This window comes from Campylobacter anatolicus, from assembly GCF_018145655.1.
Lineage (GTDB): Bacteria > Campylobacterota > Campylobacteria > Campylobacterales > Campylobacteraceae > Campylobacter_A > Campylobacter_A anatolicus.
In genome coordinates this window covers 296,489-322,682 of record NZ_JAGSSY010000002.1, presented here as the reverse complement: position 1 = coordinate 322,682, position 26,194 = coordinate 296,489, and the positions used below count along the sequence as shown (strand labels likewise).

Below are 26,194 nucleotides of genomic sequence, written 5' to 3'. Positions count from 1 at the left end.
AAGGACAAATTTGATAAATTTTACTCAACTTTTGCCATCAAGACTTGATGTCGCACTCTCATTAAAGCTCCAAATTTCGCGTAATCAAGCGACAAATTTAATAAAATCAAATTTAGTAAGCGTAAATGGTAAAATCATATCAAAGCCATCATTTGCTATAAATTTAAATGATATGGTAAATGTAGAATTTGCTGATAAAAAGGAGCAAAAAAATCTATATGAAGTAAAATTTGATATACCAATAATCTATGAAGATGACGATTTGCTAGTGCTAAACAAGCCACCACTTGTAGTTGTGCATCAAGCCCCAAGTGTCAAAGAGGCAACTCTTGTTGAGTGGCTAAATCAAAAAGGCTTTATGTTATCAAATTTAAATGGCGAAGTTCGTGCAGGTATAGTTCATCGGCTTGATAAAGGCACTAGCGGAGCAATCGTCGTCGCTAAAAACAATGCCACACACGCACATCTTAGCTCTCAGCTAAGCGATAAAAGTATGGGGCGGATTTATCTAGCATTAAGCGACTTACCGCTTAAACAAAACTGCATAATAGACCGCCCGATCGGACGAAATCCATCAAATCGTCTCAAAAAAGCTATCGTAGCTAACGGCAAAGATGCAAAAAGTGCGTTTGTAAATTTAATAAGCCAAGATAATTTAAATTTGATCGCAGCAAAGCTCTTTACTGGACGCACACATCAAATAAGAGTGCATTTAGCAAGCATAAACCGCCACATTTTAGGCGATAATTTATACGGATTTAAGAGCGAAAATGATAAAATAAAGCGAGTTATGCTCCACGCCTATATGCTTTACTTTATCCATCCAAGGACAAATGAACCTATGGAATTTATAGCACCTACGTGGGATGATTTTAACCAAATAATATATAAAAAAATATCCAAGGAGATACTTGATGAAAAAATTGATCCAAAATTTATCACTTCTAGCTTTAGCGATACTAGCGACTGGTTGCGGATCTAAAGTCCCAACTCAGCAAAGCATTACACTGCCAACGATAACAAATTTAAAAACCATATCAGATATGACCGAAATAGCATTTGAGTGGAGTCCGACAAACGATGAAAATGTGCTAGGCTACTATCTATATCGCTCTAATCCAAATGAGATAAACTCCAAAATGCAAATCGTAGCCGATATCAAAGATCGCTTCGCAACACACTATGTAGATACAAATCTCGCACCAGAGACAACATACTCATACCAAATGAGAAGCTACTCAAATAATGCCATCTCCCAACCAGGCTCAAACATACAGGCTACAACTAGACCACTACTTGAATCTGTGCCATTTGCACAAGCGATTACAAATTTACCAACTCGCGTAAAGCTCTTATGGCGTCCGCACCCAGATACACGCGTAAATAGTTATGTTATACAAAGAAGCGATGCTGGAAAAAATAAGTGGAGCAACATAGCAGAGATCAAAGGTCGATTAAATGCCGAATATATCGATACTGATGTCAAAAATGGCTACTCATACGAATACCGAATTTTAGTCAAAACTAGCTCAGGTGTACTATCTAAACCAAGCCAGGTATTAAGTGCAACTACAAAGGAGTTACCCTAAAAGCGTTATAAATTTACAAGCAACAACAAATGCCCCAAAAAAGATAATACTAACTTGGGATAGTAGCATTAGCAATGATTTTAGCCACTATAATATATATAGAAGCAAGAGTAGATTTTTGCCTTATACATACCTAGTCAAAACATCTAGCAACTCATACGAGGACTTACTGACTGCAAATGGAGTGGAATATCTTTACAAAGTAACAGTCGTCGATAAAGATGGGCTTGAGAGCTTAAAGCAAGACGAAGCAGTACTTGGCAAAACGCTTGAAGCTCCTGTCGCACCTGTATTTGTCTCAGCTCATTTTGACGGAAACGCTGTAAATTTAAGATGGAATATCGTAGAAAATGCAAAAGGCTATACGCTTTATAGAGAAGGTGGCTCGACTGAGCGTGTGATAAACGATATACAAGCTACAAACTATACAGATCGCAACGTGCAGATGGATACAAACTATACCTACTACGTTGTAGCAGTTGATGAGTATGGCCTAGCCTCAAACAAGTCAAATCAAGTGCAAGTACAAGTAAAAATTTCAGTGCAATAATGCCAAATTTCATAGCTAAAAATTTAAAAGATAAAGTCTATCCATTTGGGCACGATGGTGTGCAATTTTTATGGGAAGCACAAAGCAAGAGCGAACGTCTGATATATACACAAAATGGTGATGAGAAATTTTTCATTGTAGTTAAAAAAACAGGTGATGGAAAAAATTTTGTCATAAAAGGCGAAAAGCTAACAAAGCCTGATCGTATTGGGCTCTTGCAACAAGCACTATGTGTATATCGCGATGAAAATACCACCGATGTGGTCTCACAAGCCTTTGCTGTTAAAAATAAACAACTCACACAAAAGATCAATACAATCGTAGATATAAAAGAGTTTTTAAGTCAAATTACTAATTTGCGTGAGAAATATAGCAAAATTTTTATTGAGATTGGATTTGGCTCAGGTAGACACCTTCTTTTTCAAGCACAAAATCATCCAGATGCCCTATTTATCGGTATAGAAGTATACAAACCAAGCATCGAACAAGTCGCCAAACTCGCACATGCTAAAAATTTAGAAAATATCCGCGTTATAAACACAGATGCAAGGCTACTTTTATCGCTTATCGCATCAAATTCTGTAGATAAAATTTTCCTTCATTTTCCAGTACCGTGGGAGAAAGCAGAATACAGACGCGTCATAAGTGAGGCGTTTGCATTAGAGTGTGAACGTGTTTTAAAAGTTGGTGGGACATTTGAGCTACGCACTGATGTGCGTGAGTATTGTGACTTTGGATTGCACCATTTTTTAAATTTAACTATGCCAAAGATCAAACTTTTTAAAAACCGCGACTTAGCAGTAAGCAGTAAATACGAAGATCGCTGGAAACGTGAAAATAAAGATATTTATGATATGCTTTACACTTGTAACATTACCTCTGATGAGTTAAGTTTAAATGGAAATTTAGACTTTGATAAGTCCTACTATGTATCAAAAATCATATCAAATTTTAAAAATGAGACGATAAAGCAGAGCGATTATTTCTTACATTTTGAAGAAATTTTCACTATCGATGAGACAAATGCCTTGCTTAAAATTTCATTTGGTGCATTTAATAAGCCTGAGCAATGTTTTATAAAAATCAGTCCAGATAGCACGGAATATTTTATAAAACGCCCTATTTTGACACGGGAAAATTTAAAAGCACATGAAAAACTTAAGGAGTATTTGGCATATGCAGCAAATTATTAGTGCACGTAACTTGACTCTAGCTTACGAACGCAACGAGATCGTAATAAATAACGCAAATTTAGACATTTTTATAAATGATTTTGTCTTTATAACTGGTAAAAGCGGTAGTGGTAAATCAACGTTACTAAAGTCATTTTACGGCGAGATTGAGCCACTAGCTGGGGAGTTAAACGTCTGTATGTCCTCGCTTGTTAATATAGATGAAAAAAGATTGAGCGAACTGCGTCAGCGTGTAGGTATAATATTTCAAAATTATCGCCTGATAAACGAATGGAATGTCGAACGCAACGTAATGCTACCACTTATAATAAAAGGGATAAATCAAAGTGTCTGCAAAAAACAGGTTGCAAAACTACTAAAACACGTCAATATGCTTCACAAAGCGGATAAATATCCTATGGAGTTAAGCGGTGGCGAACAGCAACGTGTCGCTATGGCAAGGGCTTTAGCACATAATCCAAATTTGCTACTTTGCGATGAGCCAACTGGCAATCTTGACGAATACTCAAGCGACGTCATATGGTCGCTACTAAAGTCTGCACGTGAATTTTTAGGCACAAGCGTAGTGGTAGTAACACATCACGTGCCATCATCTTTGCGTATGCCATATCGTCATTTTGTGATAGAAAATGGAGGCGTAAATGAGATCGCTTAAAAACCATTTAGGATTTATTTTTCCGCTAATCGCACTACTTTTTGCAATCGCTTTTAGTCTTATGAGCGATAAAATCGTAAAAAGCTATGAAAATTTAATGAGCAATGACTACAATATTGTCATCGTCTCAAATAAAGAGCTAACTGACGCTGACATAAAACCGCTCGTTAGCACTTTTGCAGCAATTAAGCCACTAAGTGCACAAAAAATCTTAGATCGCCTAAGCAACGACATATCTGCTAAAAATTTATCGATCCTACAAAATGCACTGCCTAAATTTTACTCACTAAAACTAAATGTATTTCCTAGCACTAAATTTATGAACGAGATAAAAGCAAAGCTTCAAAAGCTTGATGGGGTAAGCAAAGTCGAAACATTTTCAAAAGCACACGACAAGGTCTTTAAAATTTTGCAGCTTTGCAAAATGCTCTCTTATATGTTTATGTGGATCTTAGCCCTCATCGGCACAATGCTTATGTTAAAACAAGCTAGAATTTGGCTATACCAGCATAAAGAACGCATTGAGATTATGAGCTTATTTGGTGCCCCATTTTGGCTTAAAAGTGCTTTACTCTATAAAAGTGCTATCGTAGATAGCTTTATCTCTACGCTCGTTGTTGTCGGCTTTTTTTATTTTTTACCTAGTATCAAATTTTTTAGCGATTCTTTGGCACAAGTCGATATGATAACCCCTAAAATAGACATCATAAGAGAGGGTGGCACACTACTTGGTATAGCATTTATACTAAGTATATTTGTCGTAAGTCTTGTGATGAGAAAAGCCAGAAAAAGTCAGATATGAAATTTAACTTATTTTTAGTTATCTTACTGACTCTTAGTCTAAATGCCACAACTACAAAAGAGAAGATAAAAAGCTCTAAAAATTCCCTTAGATCTACTCAAGCAATGAGTGAGCAATTAAACAAAAAACTTGATGATCTAGCCTCCGATATAGTAAATGGAAACAACAAATTAAAAACCATAGCCAAAGATATATTTGAACTAAAGGAGCAAATTTCACACTTAGAAAACAGTGCAAATAGTGCAACAGATGAGCTAGAAAAGCTTACTACACAGAACAAGGAGCTTATGCAAACGCAAAAAAAGCTTGAACAAAATATCATACGCATAATAGCCGAAGATCTCTCTTTTGAGCTACTTTTAGATACTGACGAAAACAAAACAAGTGAAGATAGCATAATGGTTTCGCAAATTTTAAATAAACTAAATAGCATAATGAGAGAGGATTTCAAAAAGATCACGATTGATTACGAAAATACAATAAGCCAAATCAAAAATCAATCAGATAAAATCAATCAGATAGAGACAAATTTAAAAGATTTTAGACGAAAACAAAATGATCTATTAGAACTTGAAAAAAGTCAAAAAAATACAATAAATACCCTAAAACGCGATAAAGAAATTTATAGTAAAAAACTTAGCAAACTTCAAAGTCAACAAGATGAGATACGAAAAACTCTTGAAGAACTCGCAATCGTGCAAAAACAAGAAGATGAAGCTGCAAGACGTGAACGTGAAAAACTCGCCTCACAAAGCAAAGGTAAAAAGGCTCAAAAAGATAGCGATACAAGTGTAAAACAGATGGGTTCAAGCTATCAAACAAGCTCTGTTAAACGTTACACAGGTGTAAAAACTATCGCACCGCTGGATAGTTATACCGTGAAACAAAAATTTGGAAACTACACAGATCCGATATATAATATAAAAATTTTTAACGAGTCAGTTGTGCTTACCTCAACGACACCCGATGCAAAGGTTAAAAGTGTACTAAACGGCAAAGTCGTCTTTGCTAAGCAAACCCCAGTACTTGATAATGTAATAATCATAGAAAATGAAAATGGCATACATACGATATACGCCCACCTAAGTCAGATAGCACCCACAATAAAAGTCGGCTCAATCGTGCAAAAAGGCTACGTGATTGGCCGTGTGCGTAATGATTTAACGTTTGAAGTAACACAAAAAAATTATCATATAAACCCTCTTGAACTCATTAAATAAAAACTTATTAGCTAAATTTAAAGGCTTTTTAGCTAAAATGAGCGAATTTTAAGGAGCAAAGTAATGAGCAAAAAAAAGCGTATATTAGTTAAATTTTCGGGTGAAGCGTTGGCTGGCGAGAGTGGCTTTGGCATAGACAGCAATATACTTAAATTTATAGCAGGCGAGATAAAAGAACTCGTGCAAAACGATGTCGAAGTCGGTATCGTCATCGGTGGAGGTAATATTATACGTGGCGTGAGTGCTGCAAAAGATGGCATCATAAAACGAACAAGTGGGGATCATATGGGAATGCTTGCTACTGTTATAAACTCGATCGCAATGCGTGAGGCATTAGAGAGAAGTGGGCTTGATGTACGCGTGCAAAGTGCTATAAAGATGGAGGCAATCTGTGAAACATTTATCGTAGGGCGTGCCATTAGACATCTTGAAAAAGGGCGTGTTGTAATATTTGCTGCTGGGACTGGCAACCCATTCTTCACAACCGATACAGCAGCGACACTACGAGCTATAGAGATAAGCTCAGATATGATTATAAAAGCGACAAAAGTAGATGGTGTATATGACAAAGATCCAAATAAATTTAATGATGCAAAACTACTAAAAACCCTAAACTACGATACTGCTATGAAAGACAACATAAAAGTTATGGATGATACTGCTATAGCACTAGCTAAGGATAATTCACTTCCAATACTAGTATGCAATATGTTTAAACAAGGTAATCTATCTAAGATAATAAACAACGATGCAGACGCACTTTGCTCAATTGTAAAATAAATTTAAAGGATAAAGATGAGAACAGAACAGATAACAGCAAAAGCACTTAAACAAACAGATGGTGATAGATATAAACTATCTTTAATCGTAGCAAAACGTGCAGAAGCACTCTCTAATGGTGCCAACGTGCTACTAGATATAGATACGAGCAAGATGAAATTTGCCGATATAGCACTTTTAGAAGTTGCAGAAGGCAAGATAGGGTTCGAGGCTATTGTTGAAGAAAAATAGTATATTTATCGAGCAACTCATCGATGAAATAGCAGTTTGTAAGAGCGTCTTTGACGCTACGCAACTTCTATTTTCATTTTACGATAGAACAGAAATACTACAAAAAGCCATTAATACCTGTATCAGTTCACATGCTGATCAATACCGCAAAAGTGGCGAGCCCTATGCGATCCACCCAATTTTAGTAGCGTGTATAGTAGCTTATATGGGTGGTGATGAAAGTATGATAGTAGCTGCTTTACTACATGATGTAGTTGAAGATACAGCAGTAACACTTGAAGAGATCAAACTAGAATTTGGTGATGAGATCGCAAAACTAGTTGAAGGACTAACAAAAATAGTAGCCATACGTGAAGACAAACTTGCAAGTTCTGATAGCAATGAACGTCTATCTACTTCGGCTCTGACATTTAGACGTATGTTACTTGTATCGATAGAAGATGTCAGAGTATTAGTCGTAAAGCTTTGCGATAGATTGCATAATATGTTAACTCTTGACGCTCTAACGCCAGATAAACAAAAAAGAATAGCAGAAGAGACGCTTGTAGTTTATGCACCTATCGCACATAGACTAGGCATCTCATCGATAAAAAATTTACTTGAAGACCTAAGCTTTAAATATGTATTGCCAGATGAATACGAAAAAATTTACAACTATATTGACGAGCACAAGCAACAACTAGCACTCAAGCTAAATTCTTTTCACGAAAAAGTAAGCGAGATTTTGCTTAAAAATGGTTTTATCGAAGGTAGTTTTGAGATACAAAAACGTATGAAGCACTACTATTCAATATACCTTAAAATGCAACGTAAAGGCATATCGATAGAAGAGGTTCTTGACCTGCTTGCGATCCGTATCATCGTCAAAGAACCACTTGAGTGTTATCTTGCACTTGGAAATTTACATATAAACTTTAACCCCTTAATCTCGCGTTTTAAGGACTATATCGCACTTCCAAAACAAAATGGCTACCAAACTATTCACACGACTATATTTGATAACAAAAGTATATTTGAGGTGCAGGTACGAACATACGATATGCATAAGATCGCTGAATATGGCGTCGCTGCACATTGGAAATATAAAGGTGGCGAAGGCAGTATGCTTAATCCAAAACTAGACTGGCTAAATGACTTAAATATGCAAAATGATGAAAGTGAAAATAATCCAGAAGAGCTTTATGAATACGCAAAAGATAGCCTATATATCGAAGATATAGCGGTTTATTCGCCAAAAGGAGCGATATTTACTCTGCCACGCGGTGCGACTGCACTTGATTATGCTTATGAGGTGCATACAGAGATCGGACTGTATGCAAAAGAAGCTTATATAAACCGCGTTAAAATGCCACTTTTAACCGAGCTGAAAAACGGTGATATCGTGCGTATCGTAACAGACGATGAGGCTAAATTTAGATGCTCATGGATAAATAGCGTCCGAACTGGCAAGGCACGAGCCACGATAAGATCATTTTGCAAACAAAAGATAAAAGATCTAAATAATAAAATCGCTATAAATATACTACAAAATATCTTTGATGTGCCAAATCAACGAGTTTTAAGCTGGCTAGAGAAAGAAAATCTAAGCAAAAAGATTTCAAAAGCTGCGACTGACTCAATATACTTGCAAGATGTCGTAAATTCGCTTAAAAAACATATACAAAAAGAGCGACCATTTATAATCTCGATTGGCAATAAATATACCGTAAAAAAACAAAAATTTGAAAATATAGTAATCTACTCAAACCACAAAATAAACAATGTTGAGTTTGATTACTGTTGTAATCCAAAACGTGGCGACAGTATCGTTGGTTTTAGAAATATGCAAAATGTAACAGTGCATCACAAACTATGTGAACGAGCAGCAAAACTACTTGAGACAAACAAAGAAGCAATATTTGTTAAGTGGACACGAAACGCACCGCATAGATATAAAATTTTATTAAATTTAGAAAATCGCAAAGGTTCTTTGGCTGAATTTTTGACTTATCTTGCACGACTTGATGTAAATTTAGCCACAATCACAATAAATGAAAATAGCGACGTTTCGAGCAACCTATTTACATTAAGCGTTGAAATAGGCGAAAATATAAATCCAAACGATGTAAAAGAAAGACTTAAGGATAGATATAAGATAATTGAGTTTATATCTCAAAACGATGCGTATCATAATTAAATTTTAAGGGAAAACAATGAGTGAAATAAGCAAAATAATTCAGGAGATAAAAAGAGGCGTTGCTGAGATCATAGACGAAGAACGCATAATAAATTTAGTTAAAAATTACTATGAAAACGGCGAAAATTTCTACGTTAAAGCTGGATTTGATCCGACTGCACCAGATCTTCACTTAGGACACTCTGTCGTGCTAACAAAGATGGCATTACTTCAAAAGCACGGAGCGATTGTGCAATTTTTGATAGGGGATTTTACAGGACAGATAGGTGACCCAAGCGGTAAATCAGCAACTCGCAAAAAACTTGATGCAAAAACGGTGGCTAAAAATGCCAAAACCTACGAAGAGCAAGTTTTTAAAATTTTAGATCCAGCAAAGACGATTATAATGTTTAACTCCAAGTGGTGCAATGAACTAGGAGCTGCCGGCATGGTGGAGCTAACTAGTACATTTCCAGTCGCTCGTATGCTTGAACGAGATGACTTTGAGAAGCGTCTAAAAGCAGGCAGCCCCATATCAATAAGCGAGTTTTTGTATCCGCTTATTCAAGGTTATGACAGCGTTGCGATGAATTGTGATATAGAAATGGGTGGCACAGATCAGAAATTTAATCTACTAATGGGGCGAACTTTACAGAGAATTTACAATGTAGGCAAAGAACAAGCTGTCATTATGATGCCACTACTTGAAGGACTTGATGGCGTTAACAAGATGAGCAAGAGCCTAGGCAACTACATTGGCGTAACCGATAGTGCAAATGATATGTTTGCTAAAACTCTAAGCATATCAGATGAGCTTATGTGGCGTTGGTATGAGCTACTAAGTGTAAAAAGCGTTGATGAAATTTTAAATTTAAAAAATATGGTACAAAGCGGTAGCTATCATCCTAAAAAAGCAAAAGAGGATCTAGCCACTGAGCTAACTGCACGTTACCACGGAGAGAGTGCAGCGGCTGCAGCAAAAGATGAGTTTAACAGTATACACTCACAAAATCAAATTCCAACCAAACTTGATGAATATACGATGAACGCTCCTGCTTGGATCGTGGAAGCCTTAACGTATTGCAAACTTACTCCGACAAACTCGCAAGCACGTCGTGATATAGTAGCAAACGCCGTGAGTGTGGATCAGGTAAAGATAAATGACGAGCAATTAAAGCTTGAAAAAGGCGAATATGTCTTGCAGGTTGGCAAGAGAAAATTTGCAAAACTAAAGGTAGAGTAATGAAACCGATAAAAATAGGCCAATATGAGCTGAAATATCCGATATTTCAAGGTGGCATGGGACTTGGAATAAGCTGGGACAAACTCGCCGGTAGCGTCAGCCTTGAGGGCGGTCTAGGGATAATTAGCTCCGTTGGCACAGGTTATTATGAAAACCGTGCACATATCGACAAAGAACTAAATGCAAAACCATTTGGTAGTGAAAATTTTTACTCAGCAAATGGATTAAAAGCAATCGTAGCAAATGCACGTAAGATTTGTAGCGATAGCCCACTTGGTGCAAACATAATGTATGCAGCAAATGACTATGCGAGGGTTGTTAAAGATGCTTGCGAAGCAGGGATTAATATCATAGTATCCGGTGCAGGACTACCTACAAATCTGCCTGAATTTACACAAAATTTCAAACACGTCGCCCTTGTACCTATCGTCTCAAGTGCAAAAGCTTTAAAAATCATCTGCAAACGTTGGACGCAACGCTATAACAAGCTACCAGATGCTGTGGTACTAGAAGGACCGCTTAGCGGAGGACATCAAGGTTTTACCTATGAGCAGTGTTTAGATCCTAAATATCAGCTAGAAAATTTAATAAAACCAGTCAAAGATGAGATAAAAGAGTGGGGAGATTTCCCACTTATCGCAGCTGGCGGGATTTGGGACAAAAATGATATTGATAAAGTTATGGCTCTGGGAGCAGATGGTGTTCAGATGGGTACTCGCTTCATCGGTACTCACGAATGTGATGCTGATATAGGCTTTAAAGAGGTTATATTAAATGCAAAAGAAGAAGATATTGAGCTTATAAAAAGTCCAGTGGGCTACCCAGCTCGTGGCATACGCACAAATTTAATAAATTTGGTACAAAAAAGACTTGGACCAAAGATCCAATGTATAAGCAACTGCGTCAGCCCATGCCAACGTGGCAAAGAGGCAAAAGAAGTGGGATACTGCATAGCTGATAGATTGTTTGACGCTTTTAGCGGACGTAAAGAGACTGGACTATTTTTCACCGGAGCAAACGGATATAAGTTAAAAGAGATAATCAGCGTAAAAGAGCTATTCGCAAAGTTGATAAATGGTGAAAATAACTAAATTTTTATTTATATTTTTACTTGCTTTTGGTGTTGTATGTGGTGCAAATGACAAAGTATTTGCAAATTTCGATAAGAATTTTGCTACTGCTTCAAAGGCTATAAAGAAAAATTTTCACAACGATATAAAACAAATTTATGTCAATGCGATAATCAAAAATAATAAAAATTTACAAAAGCAAAGTCTTGAAAGACTGATAAAAAGCTCACATGAGCTAAATTTAGATGCGAGTGGCTACGAAGCAGACCTAGCAAAACTAAGCAAAGCAAACTCTACAAATAATACAAAAGATAAAAACACGAGAAATATTACAAAACAGACAGATACAAACAATGATAAAAAGCCACTTTATCTACTCAGTGCAACAAAAGGCGATAACGAGCTGGTGCTTAAATTTAATAAAAATCTAAACTCAAACTGGCTTAATATCTCATCACTAAATACAAAAGAAAATTTTAGAAATATCATAAATATAAATGGTATATTAAACGGCAAAAGCCTAACATATAAAAATTTTATAGTAGATGAGATCCGCATAGCCCAATTTGATAAAAGCACTATACGAATAGTTTTTAGCGACAAAGAACAAAAGACGATAAGTGCCGATGTTGTGGATAATAAACTAAAGATCGGAGTGGAAAATTTCATATCAAAAGAGACAGTAAAAACCCTCAATAAAAACATAAAAGATAAAAACGCACAAAACGATACACTTAAAAAACAGACGCAAATCACTAAAAATACCACTATCAAACCGCCTACACATACAAAAAACTCAAAAACTGTAGTCATAGATCCTGGACATGGTGGAAGCGACCCGGGTGCAGTAAATGGCAAATTAAAAGAGAAAATCGCTGTATTAAATGTAGGCAAAAAACTTGGCGAAATACTCAAATCACGCGGATACAAAGTGCATTACACACGCACAAATGACACTTTTATAAACTTACGCTCACGCACAAAATTTGCAAATGATAAAAATGCCGATCTTTTCGTCTCTATCCACGCAAACGCTGCTCCAAATGCGACAAAAGCAAAGAGTATGCATGGCATAGAGACATTTTTCCTATCACCTGCACGAAGCGAACGAAGCAAAAATGCTGCTGCTTTGGAGAATAAATCAGATATTGAAGAGATGAATTATTTCTCGCAACAGACATTTTTAAACGTACTAAATCGCGAAAAGATAATCGCTTCAAATAAGCTAGGTATCGATATACAAAGAGAAATTTTAACAGGTGCTAGAAAAGTTTATAACGCAAGTGATGGAGGTGTCAGAGAGGCACCATTTTGGGTGCTTGTAGGTGCCCTTATGCCTGCGGTTTTAGTAGAAATCGGCTATATCACACATCCAACTGAAGGAAAAATGCTCTACGATGATGCATATCAAAAAGCTTTAGCAACAGGTATCGCTAACGGTGTAGATACATATTTTGTAAAAAATAGATGAAAAGTGCCAAAGTGAGTTTTAAGGGCAAGATAGCCTTTAGTGAGAAATTTGACGATATTTATTTTAACACAGATAAACCTTGGAGTGAGAGCGAGTATGTCTTTGCTACAGCAATTGATGAGATCTGGGGCGACAAGGATAGCTTTATCGTAGCTGAAGCAGGGTTTGGTGCTGGGCTAAATTTTCTTACACTCGCAAATAAATTTAAAAACAGCCATAAAAAACTACACTTTGTAAGCATTGAAGCAAATCCGATAAACACAGATGACTTGGCTAAAATTTATAAACACTTAGATGTTTTTAAGGCTTTAAACGCTCATTTAATAAAACTCTATCCACCGCTCATCAGTGGCTTACACCGCATTAAATTTAGCCCAAATATCACACTTGATCTCTGCTTTGGTGAGATAAACGAGATGATAACCGAGCTTGATTTTGAAGCGGATGTGTGGTTTATGGATGGCTTTGCACCGAGTAAAAATGCAGATATGTGGAGCCAAAAAGTTTTTACACATATCGCACGACTCACGCGACTAGGCGGTGTCGTGCGGACATATTCTTGTGCTAGAGTAGTTCGTGATAGATTTACTCAGTTTGGCTTTGAGCTAGAGTTACGAGAGGGATACGGCAAAAAGCGTCATATGAGCCACGCTATCTTGCGTGAAAAAAATATACAAATTTCACGCCCATATTTTAGCACAAATGGAATTACTCAAAATCTTTTTACAAATAAAAATTTATCAGCATTTTTACAAAATAACTACAAAGTCAAAAAGCCAACCGCACTTATAATTGGGGCTGGTATAGCTGGGCTTGCAACTGCTTTTAATTTTATACAAAATGGCTTTCATGTCATCATCGCAGAAGCAAGAGATGGCGTTGCACAAAATGGTTCGGGTAACGTTTGTGGGGCACTTATGCCTCTCATTACACAGCCTAGTGTTGCACTTGGGCGTATGCATATAAATGCGTTTTTGCAAGCAGTTAGATTTTATAAACAAAATTCTAGACAAAATCTTATTAAATTTAACGGTTGTGTTGAGTATGCCTATGATGAGCATCTATATAAACGCTACGCTCACTGGCTACAAATACAAGCAAACGAAGTGCTTAAATTTGACGCAAATGCAAAGCCATATCCTGCAATGTTTATCAAAAATGGGGCAACCGTGCAACCACATAAACTCTGCAAATCCCTAGCAAGAAATTTTAATATCTTGCTAAATCACCAATACAAAAGCCATCATCACCTTAAAAATGGTCAAATAAGCGTTAAATTTAAAGCTCAAAAAAGTATAAAGACCGATATTTTGATATTTGCCACAGGTAGCGAGAGTATAAAAATATTTAAAAATTTGCCAATCAGCTCAGTGCGTGGGCAAGTAACTCACATAAAACCACTCTTAAATAACGACACACCATTAAGTGCAAAAGGCTACATCTGTCCAGCCATAAATGGCACACAAATCATCGGTGCTACATACGCTAGAAATGAGTATTATGATGAGCCACGAGATGCAGACAATAATGAAAATTTAAGCTCAGTTAGTGAATTTTTACAAGGAGAAAAGCCACAAATTATGGGGGCAAAAGTGGGTTACCGCAGTTATAGTAGCGACCGCTTCCCTATCATCGGAGCGTTGCACGATGAAACGGCATATAGACAAATTTATAAAAATTTATTTTGGAATAAGCACAAAAATGACAACGCCTTAGCCATTTATGAGCCAAATGTTTTTGTAAATATTGCTCACGGCTCACGTGGACTAAGCACAGCAATACTTGGAGCAGAACTGATAAGCGATCTTATATTAAAACGACCACTATGCATAGAAAAGTCGCTATTTGACGAGCTTCACTCGGCTAGGTTTTTAGTGCGTCAGTTAAAACGAGGTCAAATTTAGCAACAATTTTATTTTACGAAAAACGCTATCACATAAGTGTTTAAGCTATAAATGCAACCTTTTATATGCCCTAAATTTTTATTTCATCCTACAAAGATTTTTGAATTTTTACTCATCCAATAAGATACTTGCGTATCCATCAATTTACTTATAAAAAATTTTAATTTATCTAAGTTTTTTCATTGAAAATAGGAGATAAGAATTAAAAATTTTTACCATTTGTTCTTTTTGTTTACAATACTACAAAACTGCAACTACTAAAAGCAAAACGTTAAATTTAAAAATCAAAGATTCAAAATCTGAACGCAATAAAGGTGAAGTATTGTTAGATAATTTTAAATTTTTAAATCATTTATCAAAGAGTGCTTAACACAATAAAAGCACTCGCAGAACAAACAGCTAAAGCCTAGTTTTCATTTTATCAAATTCATCTTTTATTATCTGCTCATGTGGCTCTGCCGTCATCTTATTTATAGCATCGCCCCAGATACTCACAACCACGATAGCTATACTTGATACGATGATACCTGGTAGTATTTCATACACCTCTTTATGTAATCCTGAACTTATCCAAAATAACACCGTTGCACCACCAAATATCATACCAGCTAACGCTCCAAGTGCACTCATACGCTTCCAATAAAGGCTAAAAAGCAACACCGGTCCAAAACTCGCACCAAACCCAGCCCAAGCGTGTCCTACAACGTTTAAAACGTTATCATTTGATACAAATGCCAAAAATGTAGCAATAATAGCAACAACGACAACAGCGTATCTACCGATGGCAACTTGCATACTAGCAGATAGATCTTTTTTATAAAATGCTAGGATAAAATCCTTTGTAACCGAGCTTGCACTCACAAGCAGTTGACTTGAAACAGTACTCATAATGGCAGCTAAAACAGCTGAGATGATGATGCCTAAGAAAAATGAAGGAAATAGTGTCTCTCCAAGCTTTAAAAACACCGTCTCAGGATCACTCAGACCACCGCAAGTGGAAAAATATACAAGCCCTACAAGTCCACTTATAACAGCACCAAGTAGCCCTATCGCCATCCAGCCGATGCCTATACGACGAGCCTGTGCGAGTTCTTTTGAGCTACGTATCGCCATAAATCTAACTATAATATGTGGTTGACCAAAGTAGCCAAATCCCCATGCCATAAGTCCTAAAATTCCCCAAAAACTCTGTCCTGCAAATAAGTCAAAGTGCTGAGGTTTTAGTTTTATTATCTCTTTTATTAAATTTGTATCACTTGGTAGATCAAGGCTAAAATACGCTACTGTTGGGATTGCTACAAGCACTATAAACATAAGCGTGCCTTGAAACGCATCTGTTATACAAACCGCACGAAATCCCCCAAAAAATGTGTAAAAAACAACTATCATCAGTGTAAATAATGCCCCATAAACAAATGGTAATCCAAAAAAGCTCTCAAAACTTTTACCGCCTGCAATTATGCCACTTGCTACATAAATCGTAAAAAATACGAGTATAACAAGCCCTGAGACTATACGTAAGATTTTAGTACGGTCTTTAAAACGATTTTCTAAAAAATCAGGTATCGTTATACTATCACTTGCGACCTCCGTATAGACACGAAGCCTCTTTGCTAAAAATAAGTAATTACAATACGCACCTACAATCAGCCCCAAAATCATCCAAGTATTTGCGATACCAGTAGCATACAAAGCACCTGGCACTCCAAGCAACATCCAACCACTCATATCACTAGCCCCAGCACTCAGTGCCGTCACGACAGGTCCTAGTGAGCGGTTATCTAACAAGTACTCATTCATATTTGCATTTTTATTATAAGAGTAGCGACCGATAAATAGTAAAAGACCAAAATATATTGCGATAGCGATATAAGCACCAATACCCACGAGCGTCCTTTATTTTTAATTAAAAATTTTATTGTAGTAAATTTTTCTTTAAATGCTAATCAAAATTTTATTTTTCGCTTAAATTTCGTTACGTTTAAGCGAAATAATATCAAATTTTTCGTATCATTATTGACTTATTCAAATTTAAAAGGTCTTGTGTTGTTTAACGAGAAATTTTTTAAAATTTTATTTTTTATATTTATCGTAACTGTCGGAGTTTACTACACCTATCCAAGTGAGCTAAATAATGTCCAGCTTATGGCATATTTAAAGAGCTACGGAGTTACACTTGGGCTAACATTTGGCGGTATAGTTATCGGTATAACGCTTGGCTGCATTCTTACATTTGTTCGCTTTTTAAACAACAAAATTATAAATTTTTTTATTGATGAATACATTGACATCTTACGTGGCACACCTATAATCTTACAACTTCTAATATTTTCAGTCGTCATTTTTGCAACTTGGAGCGATAACTTTTACGTGGCGATGATAGCCCTTGGACTAAACAGTTCAGCCTATGTCGCCGAGATTATGCGTAGCGGTATAAATAGCGTAGATCGCGGTCAGATGGAAGCAGCTCGTGCAATGGGGCTAAACTATATGGTCTCTATGCGTGAGATAATCTTTCCACAAGCAACTAAAAACATACTCCCCGCTTTGGCAAATGAATTTATATCACTATTTAAAGAGACATCAGTCGTTGGATATATAAGTGTCATAGATATCACAATGCAAAGCAAGAGCTTACAAGCAGTATTTTACAACCCAAAGCCAGTCATTTTTACAGGTATTGTCTATTACGTGAGTGTTAAGTTTTTCTCGCTTTTAGCCAAAAAACTAGAGCAAAGGCTAAATAAAAATGATTAAGATAGAAAATTTAAGCAAAAACTACGGCAATCTGCAAGTTTTAAAAGACATTAGCGTTGATATAAAAAGCGGTGAAGTAATAGCTATAATAGGCCCAAGCGGTGGTGGTAAAAGCACATTTTTACGTTGTATAAACCGCTTAGAAGAGCCAAGTAGCGGACGCATACTTATTAACGGCGAAGATATATTAAGCAAAAAAGCAAATATAAATAAAATTCGCCAGAAAATTAGTATGGTTTTTCAGCATTTTAATCTTTTTGCAAATAAAAGTGTTTTACAAAACTTAACCCTAGCACCGATAAAAACTGGCTTAGCTACGCAAGAACAAGCTGAAGAAAAGGCACTTGAGTTACTAAAACGTGTCGGACTAAGTGACAAAAAAGATGTCTATCCGCACAAGCTCTCAGGCGGACAAAAGCAACGTATCGCCATAGCTAGGTCATTAGCGATGAATCCTGATGTGATACTCTTTGACGAACCGACATCAGCACTTGACCCGGAGATGATAGGCGAAGTTCTTGACATAATGCGTGATGTAGCACACGATAGGCTAACTATGCTTGTAGTTACTCACGAGATGGGCTTTGCTAAAAATGTAGCAAATCGCATATTTTTTATGGAAGGCGGCAAAATTTCAGTTGATGATACACCTAAAAATATCTTTGAAAATCCGCAAAATCCACGCTTAAAAGAATTTTTAGGCAAAATTTTAAACCATTAATTATAAATTTAAAACAAGGATAAAAATGAAAAAAATTTTAAGTTTTATTGCAACAGCTCTGCTATTTATAGGTTGTGTTAGCGACACAGAAAAAGAGAGTACAAAAACTGAGACAAACATAGGCGAAAAGATATTAAGGATAGGTATGAGTATGGACTATCCGCCGTTTGATTATCTTGATAGCTCAAACAAGCCAACTGGATTTGACGTAGACATGATAGCTGAAGTTGCAAAACGTATAAATTTAAAATATGAGCTAAACAACATAAGCTTTGACGGACTTATTCCAGCTTTAAAATCAGGCAAGATAGACGCTATATTAAGCTCTATGAGTGCGACTGCTGAGCGTAGAGGCTCAGTTGATTTTACAAATACATATTTTATCGGTGAAAATATCTACTTAAGACAAAAAGGTGCTGATATAACTATGGATAACATTGAGGGCAAACGCATAGGATTTCAACAAGGTACTATCCAAGAGCTAGTTGCAAAGGCTGTAAAAGACGCTAAAATAATGCCATCAGATGCGATGCCAGCGGCAATACTAGCACTAAAAGCTGGAAAAGTAGATATAGTCATAACAGATGCTTCAACTGGACTAAGCTATATCAAGCAAAACCCTGACATAGAGAGCTTTCACAAGGAGCTTGATGGTAGTGAGGGGCTATCTATGGCATTTGATAAAGGTAAGCATACAGAACTTATCGCAAAGATAAATAAAACACTAAAAGATATGAAAAAAGATGGTTCAATAGATAAAATCCTAGTCAAATACGAGTTAAAATAAATTTAAAAAGGGGGCGAAATTATGAAAAAAATCATTACGTTTTTAATAATGACTTTAGCGTTTGTAGGTTGCTCTAGCGAAAATACAAAACAAGAACAAAACAAGGTAGAAAATGTAGTGGCAAAAGAGCAGGTTATAAAATTAGGAACAAGTGCTGATTATCAGCCATTTGAATTCATAGACGATAAGAACCAAATCACAGGCTTTGACGTGGATTTAGTCGCTGAGATAGGCAAGAAAATCGGTGTTAAATTTCAAGTACAAAATATCAGCTTTGATGGGCTAATACCAGCGATAAAAACTGGCAAGATAGACGCAATCGCAAGTGCAATGAGTGAAACACCAGAAAGAGCGATGTCAATTGATTTTACAAAGCCATACTATAACACTGAAAATTTATTTATCCGTAAAAAAGGTAGTGATGTAAGCGAAGAAAATTTAAAAGACAAGAAAATCGGTGTTCAACTAGGCACAGTCCAAGAGATGGCAGCACAAAAGATAACTGACAAAGTGGTTCCTGCCGACGCTCCGGTTAGCTCTATTTTAGCACTTAAATCAGGTAAGATAGATGTCGTGCTGATAGATAGCTCAATCGGTTATGGTTACTTAAAACAAAATGATGATTTAGAAGAGTTTTTAAAACTACCTGATGGCTCAAATGGCTTTTCTATCGCATTTGACAAAGGTAAACATACTGAGCTTATCACAAAGATAAATAAAGCACTTGATGAGCTAAAAAAAGATGGCACATTTGATGCTTTACTAGCAAAATATGACTTAAAATAGGTGATAAATTTGAAAAATATCTTAATAATAGCAGGCTCTGATAGTATCGGCGGTGCCGGAGCTCAGGCAGATATAAAGACGTGTGAGGCGTATGGGTGTTACTCAGCTACTGCGATGACTGTTTTTGTATGCGAAAATACACAAGTAACTTACGATATATCAGGGTTAAATGCGAAATTTGTAGATAGTCAACTACGTGGTATAACAGAGGAACTAGACATTGATGCCATTAAGGTCGGTATGCTATTTGATACAGAAATTATGCGAGTTGTGGGCGAATGGCTACCTAAATTTAATGTCCCTATTGTCATAGATCCAGTTTGCATCAGTAAATCAAATGTAAAACTCATCAAAGATGACGCTATAGAAGCACTTAAAGAGCTTTTAAAATTTGCAACTGTAGCCACGCCAAATAGATACGAAGCAAAAGCACTTTTTAATGATGACTTTAGCTTGTTGCCTTGCGATATGATAGTTAAAAAGCATATTGTAGATGGAAAATGTGTAGATACTCTACATAAAAAAAGTGGTGAGCAGATCAATTTTTCTACATCACTTGCTAACCCTCTTATTATGCACGGAGCTGGTTGCACCTTTTCAACCGCTATAGCTTGTGGCTTAGCGAAAGGACAAAGTCTAGAAGTCGCCATAGCTAATGCCAAAAACTATGTCTATAATGCTATAAAAAGTGGCTTAACTAACAAATTTGGCAAAACTCTACTAAATCATAAAGTTCAAATTTGAGCCAAATTTACGCACTTAGCGATGATATTCTTAGTCCAGAAAATACTATCATCGCTAATGCTCGTGAAATTTTAAAAAGCGGTATTAAGCTATATCAATACCGATGCAAAAAAACAAAGAATATGCAAATCGCTCGTGAGCTTTTAAGCCTTTGTGATGAGTTTGAAGCTAAATTTATTGTCAATGATGATGTGGATTTTGCTGCAAATATTGGTGCAAAATGCGTTCATTTAGGTAAAGATGACGCAAGTATCGCAAAAGCTAAAAGAATTTTAGGCGATGATGCTTTTATCGGTGTAAGCTGTTATGGCGATATAAATTTAGCAATAACAGCTCAAAATCTTGGAGCTAGCTATGTGGCGTTTGGAGCTATTTTTACAAGTTCGACGAAGCCAAATGCACCTTGTATAGGTACTCAAATTTTAAAACAAGCCAAAGAAATTTTAGATATACCTATCTGTGCCATAGGTGGTATAGACGCGTCAAATATCACTGAAGTCTCACCATTTGTTGATTATATAGCAATAGTTAGTGCGATATATAAACCATACTCAATCACACAAAATATAAAGAACCTGCAAAAGGCTATGTGAATTTAAAATTTGTATTTTTCAAATTTAAGATACTCACTTCACTTTACTCATTATGAAATTTTTTATTTGTGCTTTCTTTATTTATTAAAGAACAAAGGCAGATTAGATTAAAGCTATATCTAAGCTATATCTTTTGTATGCTTTCTTAACGACACTTTTAAATTTTATTCACACAATAAGATATAATACGCTTTTTGTGTTTGCTATCATTTCGCTAAAAATCAGTGACAATAACTTTGCTTTATAAAAACTAGAATGTTTATTAAAATAATTTACTAAATTTTAATATAAAAAAATAAGACTAAGTATTTTTTGCTAGATACAACAGTTTTTAGCAAAGGAGTTACTAGCTTAAGTTAAACCAAAAAAATAACAGAATAATATAGTAAAACAAACCATAAAAGCAAAGTCAGCTTAAATGCAATTACTGTCTTTACTCTCTCCCATCATCGCATAAAATGACTTCTCTTCCGCCCATAAATTCCTATATTTATCTATGCTCTGTTTTATAGCATATATCAAAAAGTCAATATCTTTCATCGTGTGCGTATAGTGCAGACTTACACGCACCCAGCCAGGTTTGGTTTTTAGTGGCACATTGTCTTTTAATCCTAACAGTTCATGTCCGTATGGGCCAGCACAGGCACATCCTGCACGCGTCTGTATGCCATAGTCATTACTTAAAAGTGCAGCAAAATCATATGGCGATATATCTTTAATATTAAATGAAAATATCGGCAAACGCTTTAAGTTTGATGGGCAATAATTCACCACTTCGCCGATCTCACCAAGTCTTCGCTCAAAATAATCTCCAAGTTCTCGCTCATTTTCGCATATTTGCACTATGCCTATCTCATCACGCAGACGATACGCAAGAGCTGCACGTATGAGCTGTGTTATAGGAGGTGTGCCACCCTGTTCTAGCTGCTCTATGTCATTTACAAACACATGTGTTGTTCGGCTTACATAGCCTACCGTCCCACCAGCAGCAAATGTCGGTTCATCACCCTGCACTAGACTCTTACGTATAGCCAAAAGTCCACAACTGCCAACGCCACCTAAAAGTTTATGTGGTGATAAAAATAATGCATCAAAATAATCACAATCAACGTTAGAATACGCACTGCAACTTGCCGCATCAAGAGCGAGGATGCCGCCATAAGCCTTTACCATCGTGTAAATCTTACGATAATCGCTTATCACGCCTGTTACATTTGAAGCGACACTAAAACTAGCAATGATCTCACGTTTAGCATTTAGCTTTAAAATTTGTTCTAAATTTGTAAAATCTATGCCACCGCTCTCATCAAGTCTCACACGCATAACATCGCACAGACCCTCGCGAAAACTAACCTCATTTGAATGATGTTCGTAAGGCCCTATGATGACTAGCGGAACATTTGTTGGCTTTATATTGTAGCGTTTGCGAGTTTGTGGTGGGACATAAATGCCTAAAAGTTCTTGGAATTTTTTTATCGCACTACTTGAGCCGTATCCGCAAGGTAGCAGATAAAACCGCTCATCAAGCTCAAGTCGCTGCTTTAACTCAGCACGTGCATTTTCATATAAATTTTGTGTTTTTATCGCACTACTTGAGCTATCTGAGTGTGTATTTGCATAAGTTAATAGAATCTGCCTAACTTGCTCCTCTATATCTTTATACGCAAGACCTGAGGCTGTAAAGTCAAAATAGTGTATACCCTCTTTTAAGATGATTTTTCTTCTAATATGTTCTAAATCTATCACAAAAATGCCCTTTAAATTTAACCAATATTATAGCTATTTTTCATAAATTTTATGTTACAATCAAGACTAAAAGGAGATAAAATCAAACCACTAAACGCAACTTATGAGCGTATGAAGCACCTAAATATCGATGAACTTATCAAATTTCACCTTGTTTTTGATGACTTAAAATTTGAAGGTGCGTATTATGACGTATTTGAAGCGATAGAGTGTGAAATTTTAGCTAACTTTAAATCCCTTATGCCGCGATTTTATTTTGCTAACGACACAGACAAGGCAGTCAAAAAGGCTCTTATAAAACTTGCAAATGGCGATAGAAAACGCCTTAGTATACACAAAGTCTTACCACAAACATTAGCTAAAAAAGTCTATGCTGAGCTTTTTAGCAAGGATTTTTTACTTATTGAAAAGAGTCGTGAAACACAGCCTATAAAAAAGAAACATCAACAGCTAAAAAAGGTCGAACGCAGATACAAAAAAGATGACAAAGTGCATTTTAACAGCCATTTTTCAAGGTTTTGGTTTAAATTTATCGAGCCAAATTTGTCACTTTTAAAATCTGGCGATAACAAAAAACTTATGCAAATCATAAAAAGCGAATTTGATGAATACGCTAGTTTAGGCTTTGAAATTTTAAGTGGCGAACTGATAGCAAAAGAGTTTGGGATTGATAAAATTTTATTTACGAGCTTTTGGCAAAGAGGGCTTGAGGTCGATATATTATTTAAATTTAAAGACAAAATCATTATAGGCGAAGCAAAGTATAAAGAGCGAAAAGTATGTAAAAATGTGCTTAATCTAATGCTTTATAAATGCGATAAACTTGGCATAAAGCCTGATATTATCGCGATTTTTTCAAAAAGCGGCTTTAGCAATGAGCTTAAAAATTTAAAAGACGATCGCATTAGACTTTATGGGCTAAGTGAATTTGAAAGGTTATTAAATGGATAATCAAAACATACAAGATGGACTTAAAAATCTAATAGAGCAAACCTATCTCATCGAACAAGAGTATAAAAATCTCCACTCATCATACGAAAATCTCCAACGCATAATAAAAGAAGTTGTCGAGTCTATGCCAACAGCTCTTTGGGTGTTAAACAATGACGGAAGTCTATTTTTACAAAATTCAGAAGCCTTGCAAAATACTGATATCTTTACTAAAATAAATTTGAACTTAAACGTTCAAGAGATCGAGCTTAATGGACTAATATATCTAGTCAAAATCACTCAAAAAGATGACAAAAAGATCGTCTCTTGTATCGATATAACAGAGCAAAAACGCACCGAACGCTTAGCGTCGATGGGGCAAGTAGCAGCCCATTTAGCTCATGAAATACGAAACCCCATAGGTTCGATCACGCTTTTAGCCGAGACACTTCTAAAACGTACGGAAGAGAGAAATATACCTATCGTAAATGAGATACAAAAGGCGATCTGGCGAGTTGAGCGTATCATAAAAGCTACACTACTTTTTACAAAAGGGGTGCAGATAAATCCACAAGAATTTGACTTTTTAGAGCTTAAAAACGAATGCGAAGATGCAATAAAATACTACGCATATTCAAAAGAAATAAACATAAATCTAAACTTTGTGAGTAAAATATATAAAGCTGATAAAAATCTTTTATCTATGGTCTTTCAAAATTTACTCTTTAACGCGATAGACGCAATAGAAGAGAGTGATAATGACAGCGGTGAAATAAATTTATGGTATGAACAAAGCGAAGATGAGCATAAATTTTACATCTATGACAGTGGCGTGAGTATCACTGATAAAAATATCGTATTTGAACCATTTAAAACAAGCAAACTCAAAGGCAATGGCTTAGGACTAAGCTTGTGTTTGCAGATCATTGCTGCACATAATGGTAGCATAGAGGTCTTGTTAAACCCAAAGACATTTTGTATAAATTTACCTATTATAGAGGAAAGCAGATGAAATTAACACCCAAATCTTATGAATTCTTAAAAACGTTGCAAGATTGGAGCGAAACATTAAGCGATATGAGTCTGGATGACCTTTTAAGCAATGACGCCAGAAATGTTGCGTTTGTGAGTGTAGATCTAATAAATGGCTTTTGCAAAGAGGGGATGCTATCAAGCCCAAGAGTAGGTGCTATCGGCAATAAAGTCGCACATATCTTTGCTAAAGCATACAAAAGAGGGTTGAGAAATTTTATATTAATTCAAGATCGCCATAGTAAAAACTCAGCAGAATTTGACGTCTTTGCACCGCACTGCATAGGTGGCACAAACGAAGCCGAAACGATAGATGAACTAAAAAAACTTGAGTTTTTTGATGAGATAAAAATTTTTTATAAAAATTCCATAGATTCAGCCTACTGCGTTGAGTTTAATAAATTTTTAGAGCTTAACCCACAAATCGATACTTTTGTTGTATTTGGCAACTGCACCGATATATGCGTCTATCATTTAGCATCGCACTTAAAGCTAAGTGCAAACGAGCACAACATAAAACGCAACGTCATCGTCCCTGCCAAACTCGTACAAACATATGATGCATTATCTCACGACGCGGATTTTTATCATCTTGTCTTTTTAAATCACTTACAATTTGTCGCCGATGTCACTATAGTCAGAAATTTACATTAATACAAATTTATCTATTAAAAGGCTTAAGTCTATTGATATCTTTAAAGAATTTAACTTTATTACCCCTTAAGATACGTCTACCACTTTTAGCTTTGCTTTTATAATCTAAAAATACCACATAAATAGATAAGGTGTCATTACCTGAATCATTAAGTTTTAGACAAGCTTTACTAAATAACTGAATACACTTTTATATTAAAATTTGTCACTATTTAACGCCAAAGGTCTTAAAAGCACAATTTACTCGCCCAAATTTCTTTAAACTACAAACATCTCATCAGTACTATCAGCTAGAATTTCCTCGGACTTTAAAGTTATATTTATCAGATGTATTTTTACTCTTATAAACTTTTTATTAAATTTATTAGTTTAACGGCGTGAGCGGTTTATTTATCACGCATTTGAGTGACTTTTCCGCTATCGCTTCGCATAGAGTAAGATACCGCTACTATAAACTGATCCGACCGATTTAAACCAACTATACTTGTAAGCTGTTTAAGCAAAGTCAAAGGCTCATCTACCATACCACTCTGGGCTCCGCCGAGAGACAACCGACTTTTTGCCTTTTAGCCTATATCCAA

Annotated in this window: 26 protein-coding genes; 23 read left to right on the top strand and 3 right to left on the bottom strand. The window is 35.9% G+C overall.

All coding sequences use genetic code 11. The features are described from left to right. Positions 1-10: 10 nt before the first annotated feature. The 14 genes from KDE13_RS04645 (at position 11) to mnmC (ending at position 14,863) form a co-directional block, all read left to right on the top strand. The gene (locus KDE13_RS04645; RefSeq protein ID WP_212142974.1) at positions 11-982 is read left to right on the top strand and encodes an RluA family pseudouridine synthase; all 972 of its coding nucleotides are present in this window, start codon (positions 11-13) and stop codon (positions 980-982) included. Beyond that, on the top strand, positions 915-1,589 hold the full coding sequence (locus tag KDE13_RS09755; protein ID WP_338083714.1) for a fibronectin type III domain-containing protein: 675 nt from the start codon (positions 915-917) through the stop codon (positions 1,587-1,589). Before KDE13_RS04645 ends, KDE13_RS09755 begins: the two co-directional genes overlap by 68 nt. Then, a complete protein-coding gene (locus tag KDE13_RS09750) occupies positions 1,564-2,139 on the top strand; it encodes a fibronectin type III domain-containing protein (RefSeq protein WP_338083713.1) in 576 nt (191 codons plus the stop codon). Before KDE13_RS09755 ends, KDE13_RS09750 begins: the two co-directional genes overlap by 26 nt. After that, positions 2,139-3,332 (top strand): tRNA (guanosine(46)-N7)-methyltransferase TrmB, encoded by a 1,194-nt coding sequence (gene trmB / locus KDE13_RS04635; RefSeq protein WP_212142973.1) that lies wholly within the window; start codon positions 2,139-2,141, stop codon positions 3,330-3,332. The genes KDE13_RS09750 and trmB overlap by 1 nt, the downstream gene beginning before the upstream one ends. After that, the gene (locus KDE13_RS04630) at positions 3,316-3,987 is read left to right on the top strand and encodes a cell division ATP-binding protein FtsE (RefSeq protein WP_212140838.1); all 672 of its coding nucleotides are present in this window, start codon (positions 3,316-3,318) and stop codon (positions 3,985-3,987) included. The genes trmB and KDE13_RS04630 overlap by 17 nt, the downstream gene beginning before the upstream one ends. Then, a complete protein-coding gene (locus tag KDE13_RS04625) occupies positions 3,974-4,789 on the top strand; it encodes an FtsX-like permease family protein (protein WP_212140837.1) in 816 nt (271 codons plus the stop codon). Before KDE13_RS04630 ends, KDE13_RS04625 begins: the two co-directional genes overlap by 14 nt. Beyond that, complete coding sequence (locus KDE13_RS04620) at positions 4,786-6,009, top strand: murein hydrolase activator EnvC family protein (protein WP_212141327.1); 1,224 nt, start codon at positions 4,786-4,788, stop codon at positions 6,007-6,009. The genes KDE13_RS04625 and KDE13_RS04620 overlap by 4 nt, the downstream gene beginning before the upstream one ends. A 63-nt stretch (positions 6,010-6,072) precedes the next feature. Further along, positions 6,073-6,789: a UMP kinase gene (gene pyrH, locus KDE13_RS04615; protein WP_212142972.1), complete on the top strand. Its 717-nt coding sequence runs from the start codon at positions 6,073-6,075 to the stop codon at positions 6,787-6,789. A 15-nt stretch (positions 6,790-6,804) separates the two neighbouring features. Beyond that, positions 6,805-7,020, top strand: coding sequence for a DNA-directed RNA polymerase subunit omega (locus KDE13_RS04610; protein ID WP_212140834.1), 216 nt, complete (start codon positions 6,805-6,807; stop codon positions 7,018-7,020). After that, positions 7,007-9,196, top strand: a complete 2,190-nt coding sequence (locus tag KDE13_RS04605; RefSeq protein ID WP_212141328.1) for a RelA/SpoT family protein — start codon at positions 7,007-7,009, stop codon at positions 9,194-9,196. The genes KDE13_RS04610 and KDE13_RS04605 overlap by 14 nt, the downstream gene beginning before the upstream one ends. A 16-nt stretch (positions 9,197-9,212) precedes the next feature. Next, positions 9,213-10,418 (top strand): tyrosine--tRNA ligase, encoded by a 1,206-nt coding sequence (gene tyrS, locus KDE13_RS04600; RefSeq protein ID WP_212142971.1) that lies wholly within the window; start codon positions 9,213-9,215, stop codon positions 10,416-10,418. Beyond that, entirely contained in the window at positions 10,418-11,509 is a 1,092-nt protein-coding gene (locus tag KDE13_RS04595) for a nitronate monooxygenase (protein WP_212142970.1), read from the top strand. Before tyrS ends, KDE13_RS04595 begins: the two co-directional genes overlap by 1 nt. Next, entirely contained in the window at positions 11,502-12,959 is a 1,458-nt protein-coding gene (locus tag KDE13_RS04590; RefSeq protein WP_212143054.1) for an N-acetylmuramoyl-L-alanine amidase family protein, read from the top strand. The genes KDE13_RS04595 and KDE13_RS04590 overlap by 8 nt, the downstream gene beginning before the upstream one ends. Further along, a complete protein-coding gene (gene mnmC / locus KDE13_RS04585; protein WP_212142969.1) occupies positions 12,956-14,863 on the top strand; it encodes a bifunctional tRNA (5-methylaminomethyl-2-thiouridine)(34)-methyltransferase MnmC2/FAD-dependent 5-carboxymethylaminomethyl-2-thiouridine(34) oxidoreductase MnmC1 in 1,908 nt (635 codons plus the stop codon). Before KDE13_RS04590 ends, mnmC begins: the two co-directional genes overlap by 4 nt. Before the next feature lie 399 nt (positions 14,864-15,262). On the opposite strand, the gene putP is transcribed toward mnmC, so the two are convergent. Next, positions 15,263-16,750: a sodium/proline symporter PutP gene (gene putP / locus KDE13_RS04580; protein WP_212142968.1), complete on the bottom strand. Its 1,488-nt coding sequence runs from the start codon at positions 16,748-16,750 to the stop codon at positions 15,263-15,265. Between the two features lie 159 nt (positions 16,751-16,909). Between putP and KDE13_RS04575 the strand changes: the two genes are divergently transcribed. The 6 genes from KDE13_RS04575 to thiE are packed head-to-tail and all read left to right on the top strand — an operon-like array spanning position 16,910 to position 21,251. Continuing rightward, entirely contained in the window at positions 16,910-17,620 is a 711-nt protein-coding gene (locus KDE13_RS04575) for an amino acid ABC transporter permease (RefSeq protein ID WP_212142967.1), read from the top strand. Further along, a complete protein-coding gene (locus tag KDE13_RS04570) occupies positions 17,613-18,341 on the top strand; it encodes an amino acid ABC transporter ATP-binding protein (RefSeq protein WP_212142966.1) in 729 nt (242 codons plus the stop codon). Before KDE13_RS04575 ends, KDE13_RS04570 begins: the two co-directional genes overlap by 8 nt. 25 nt (positions 18,342-18,366) lie before the next feature. Next, the gene (locus tag KDE13_RS04565) at positions 18,367-19,128 is read left to right on the top strand and encodes a transporter substrate-binding domain-containing protein (RefSeq protein ID WP_212142965.1); all 762 of its coding nucleotides are present in this window, start codon (positions 18,367-18,369) and stop codon (positions 19,126-19,128) included. A 21-nt stretch (positions 19,129-19,149) separates the two neighbouring features. Further along, complete coding sequence (locus KDE13_RS04560; RefSeq protein ID WP_212141334.1) at positions 19,150-19,914, top strand: transporter substrate-binding domain-containing protein; 765 nt, start codon at positions 19,150-19,152, stop codon at positions 19,912-19,914. A gap of 9 nt (positions 19,915-19,923) precedes the next feature. After that, on the top strand, positions 19,924-20,658 hold the full coding sequence (locus KDE13_RS04555) for a hydroxymethylpyrimidine/phosphomethylpyrimidine kinase (protein WP_212142964.1): 735 nt from the start codon (positions 19,924-19,926) through the stop codon (positions 20,656-20,658). Beyond that, positions 20,655-21,251 (top strand): thiamine phosphate synthase, encoded by a 597-nt coding sequence (gene thiE / locus KDE13_RS04550; RefSeq protein ID WP_212142963.1) that lies wholly within the window; start codon positions 20,655-20,657, stop codon positions 21,249-21,251. The genes KDE13_RS04555 and thiE overlap by 4 nt, the downstream gene beginning before the upstream one ends. Positions 21,252-21,665: 414 nt before the next feature. On the opposite strand, the gene KDE13_RS04545 is transcribed toward thiE, so the two are convergent. Continuing rightward, on the bottom strand, positions 21,666-22,997 hold the full coding sequence (locus KDE13_RS04545) for an aminotransferase class V-fold PLP-dependent enzyme (RefSeq protein ID WP_212142962.1): 1,332 nt from the start codon (positions 22,995-22,997) through the stop codon (positions 21,666-21,668). A gap of 51 nt (positions 22,998-23,048) precedes the next feature. On the opposite strand from KDE13_RS04545, the gene KDE13_RS04540 reads away from it, so the two are divergent. The 3 genes from KDE13_RS04540 to KDE13_RS04530 are packed head-to-tail and all read left to right on the top strand — an operon-like array spanning position 23,049 to position 25,613. Continuing rightward, positions 23,049-23,948 (top strand): DUF234 domain-containing protein, encoded by a 900-nt coding sequence (locus KDE13_RS04540; RefSeq protein ID WP_229203930.1) that lies wholly within the window; start codon positions 23,049-23,051, stop codon positions 23,946-23,948. Continuing rightward, positions 23,941-24,939 carry a sensor histidine kinase gene (locus tag KDE13_RS04535; protein WP_212142961.1) on the top strand — a complete coding sequence of 333 codons (999 nt, stop codon included), beginning with the start codon at positions 23,941-23,943 and terminating at the stop codon, positions 24,937-24,939. The genes KDE13_RS04540 and KDE13_RS04535 overlap by 8 nt, the downstream gene beginning before the upstream one ends. Continuing rightward, positions 24,936-25,613, top strand: coding sequence for a cysteine hydrolase family protein (locus KDE13_RS04530; RefSeq protein WP_212141338.1), 678 nt, complete (start codon positions 24,936-24,938; stop codon positions 25,611-25,613). The genes KDE13_RS04535 and KDE13_RS04530 overlap by 4 nt, the downstream gene beginning before the upstream one ends. A gap of 386 nt (positions 25,614-25,999) precedes the next feature. Here KDE13_RS04530 and KDE13_RS04525 read toward each other — a convergent pair whose 3' ends face one another. After that, a complete protein-coding gene (locus KDE13_RS04525; protein ID WP_212142960.1) occupies positions 26,000-26,164 on the bottom strand; it encodes a hypothetical protein in 165 nt (54 codons plus the stop codon). Positions 26,165-26,194: the final 30 nt, after the last annotated feature.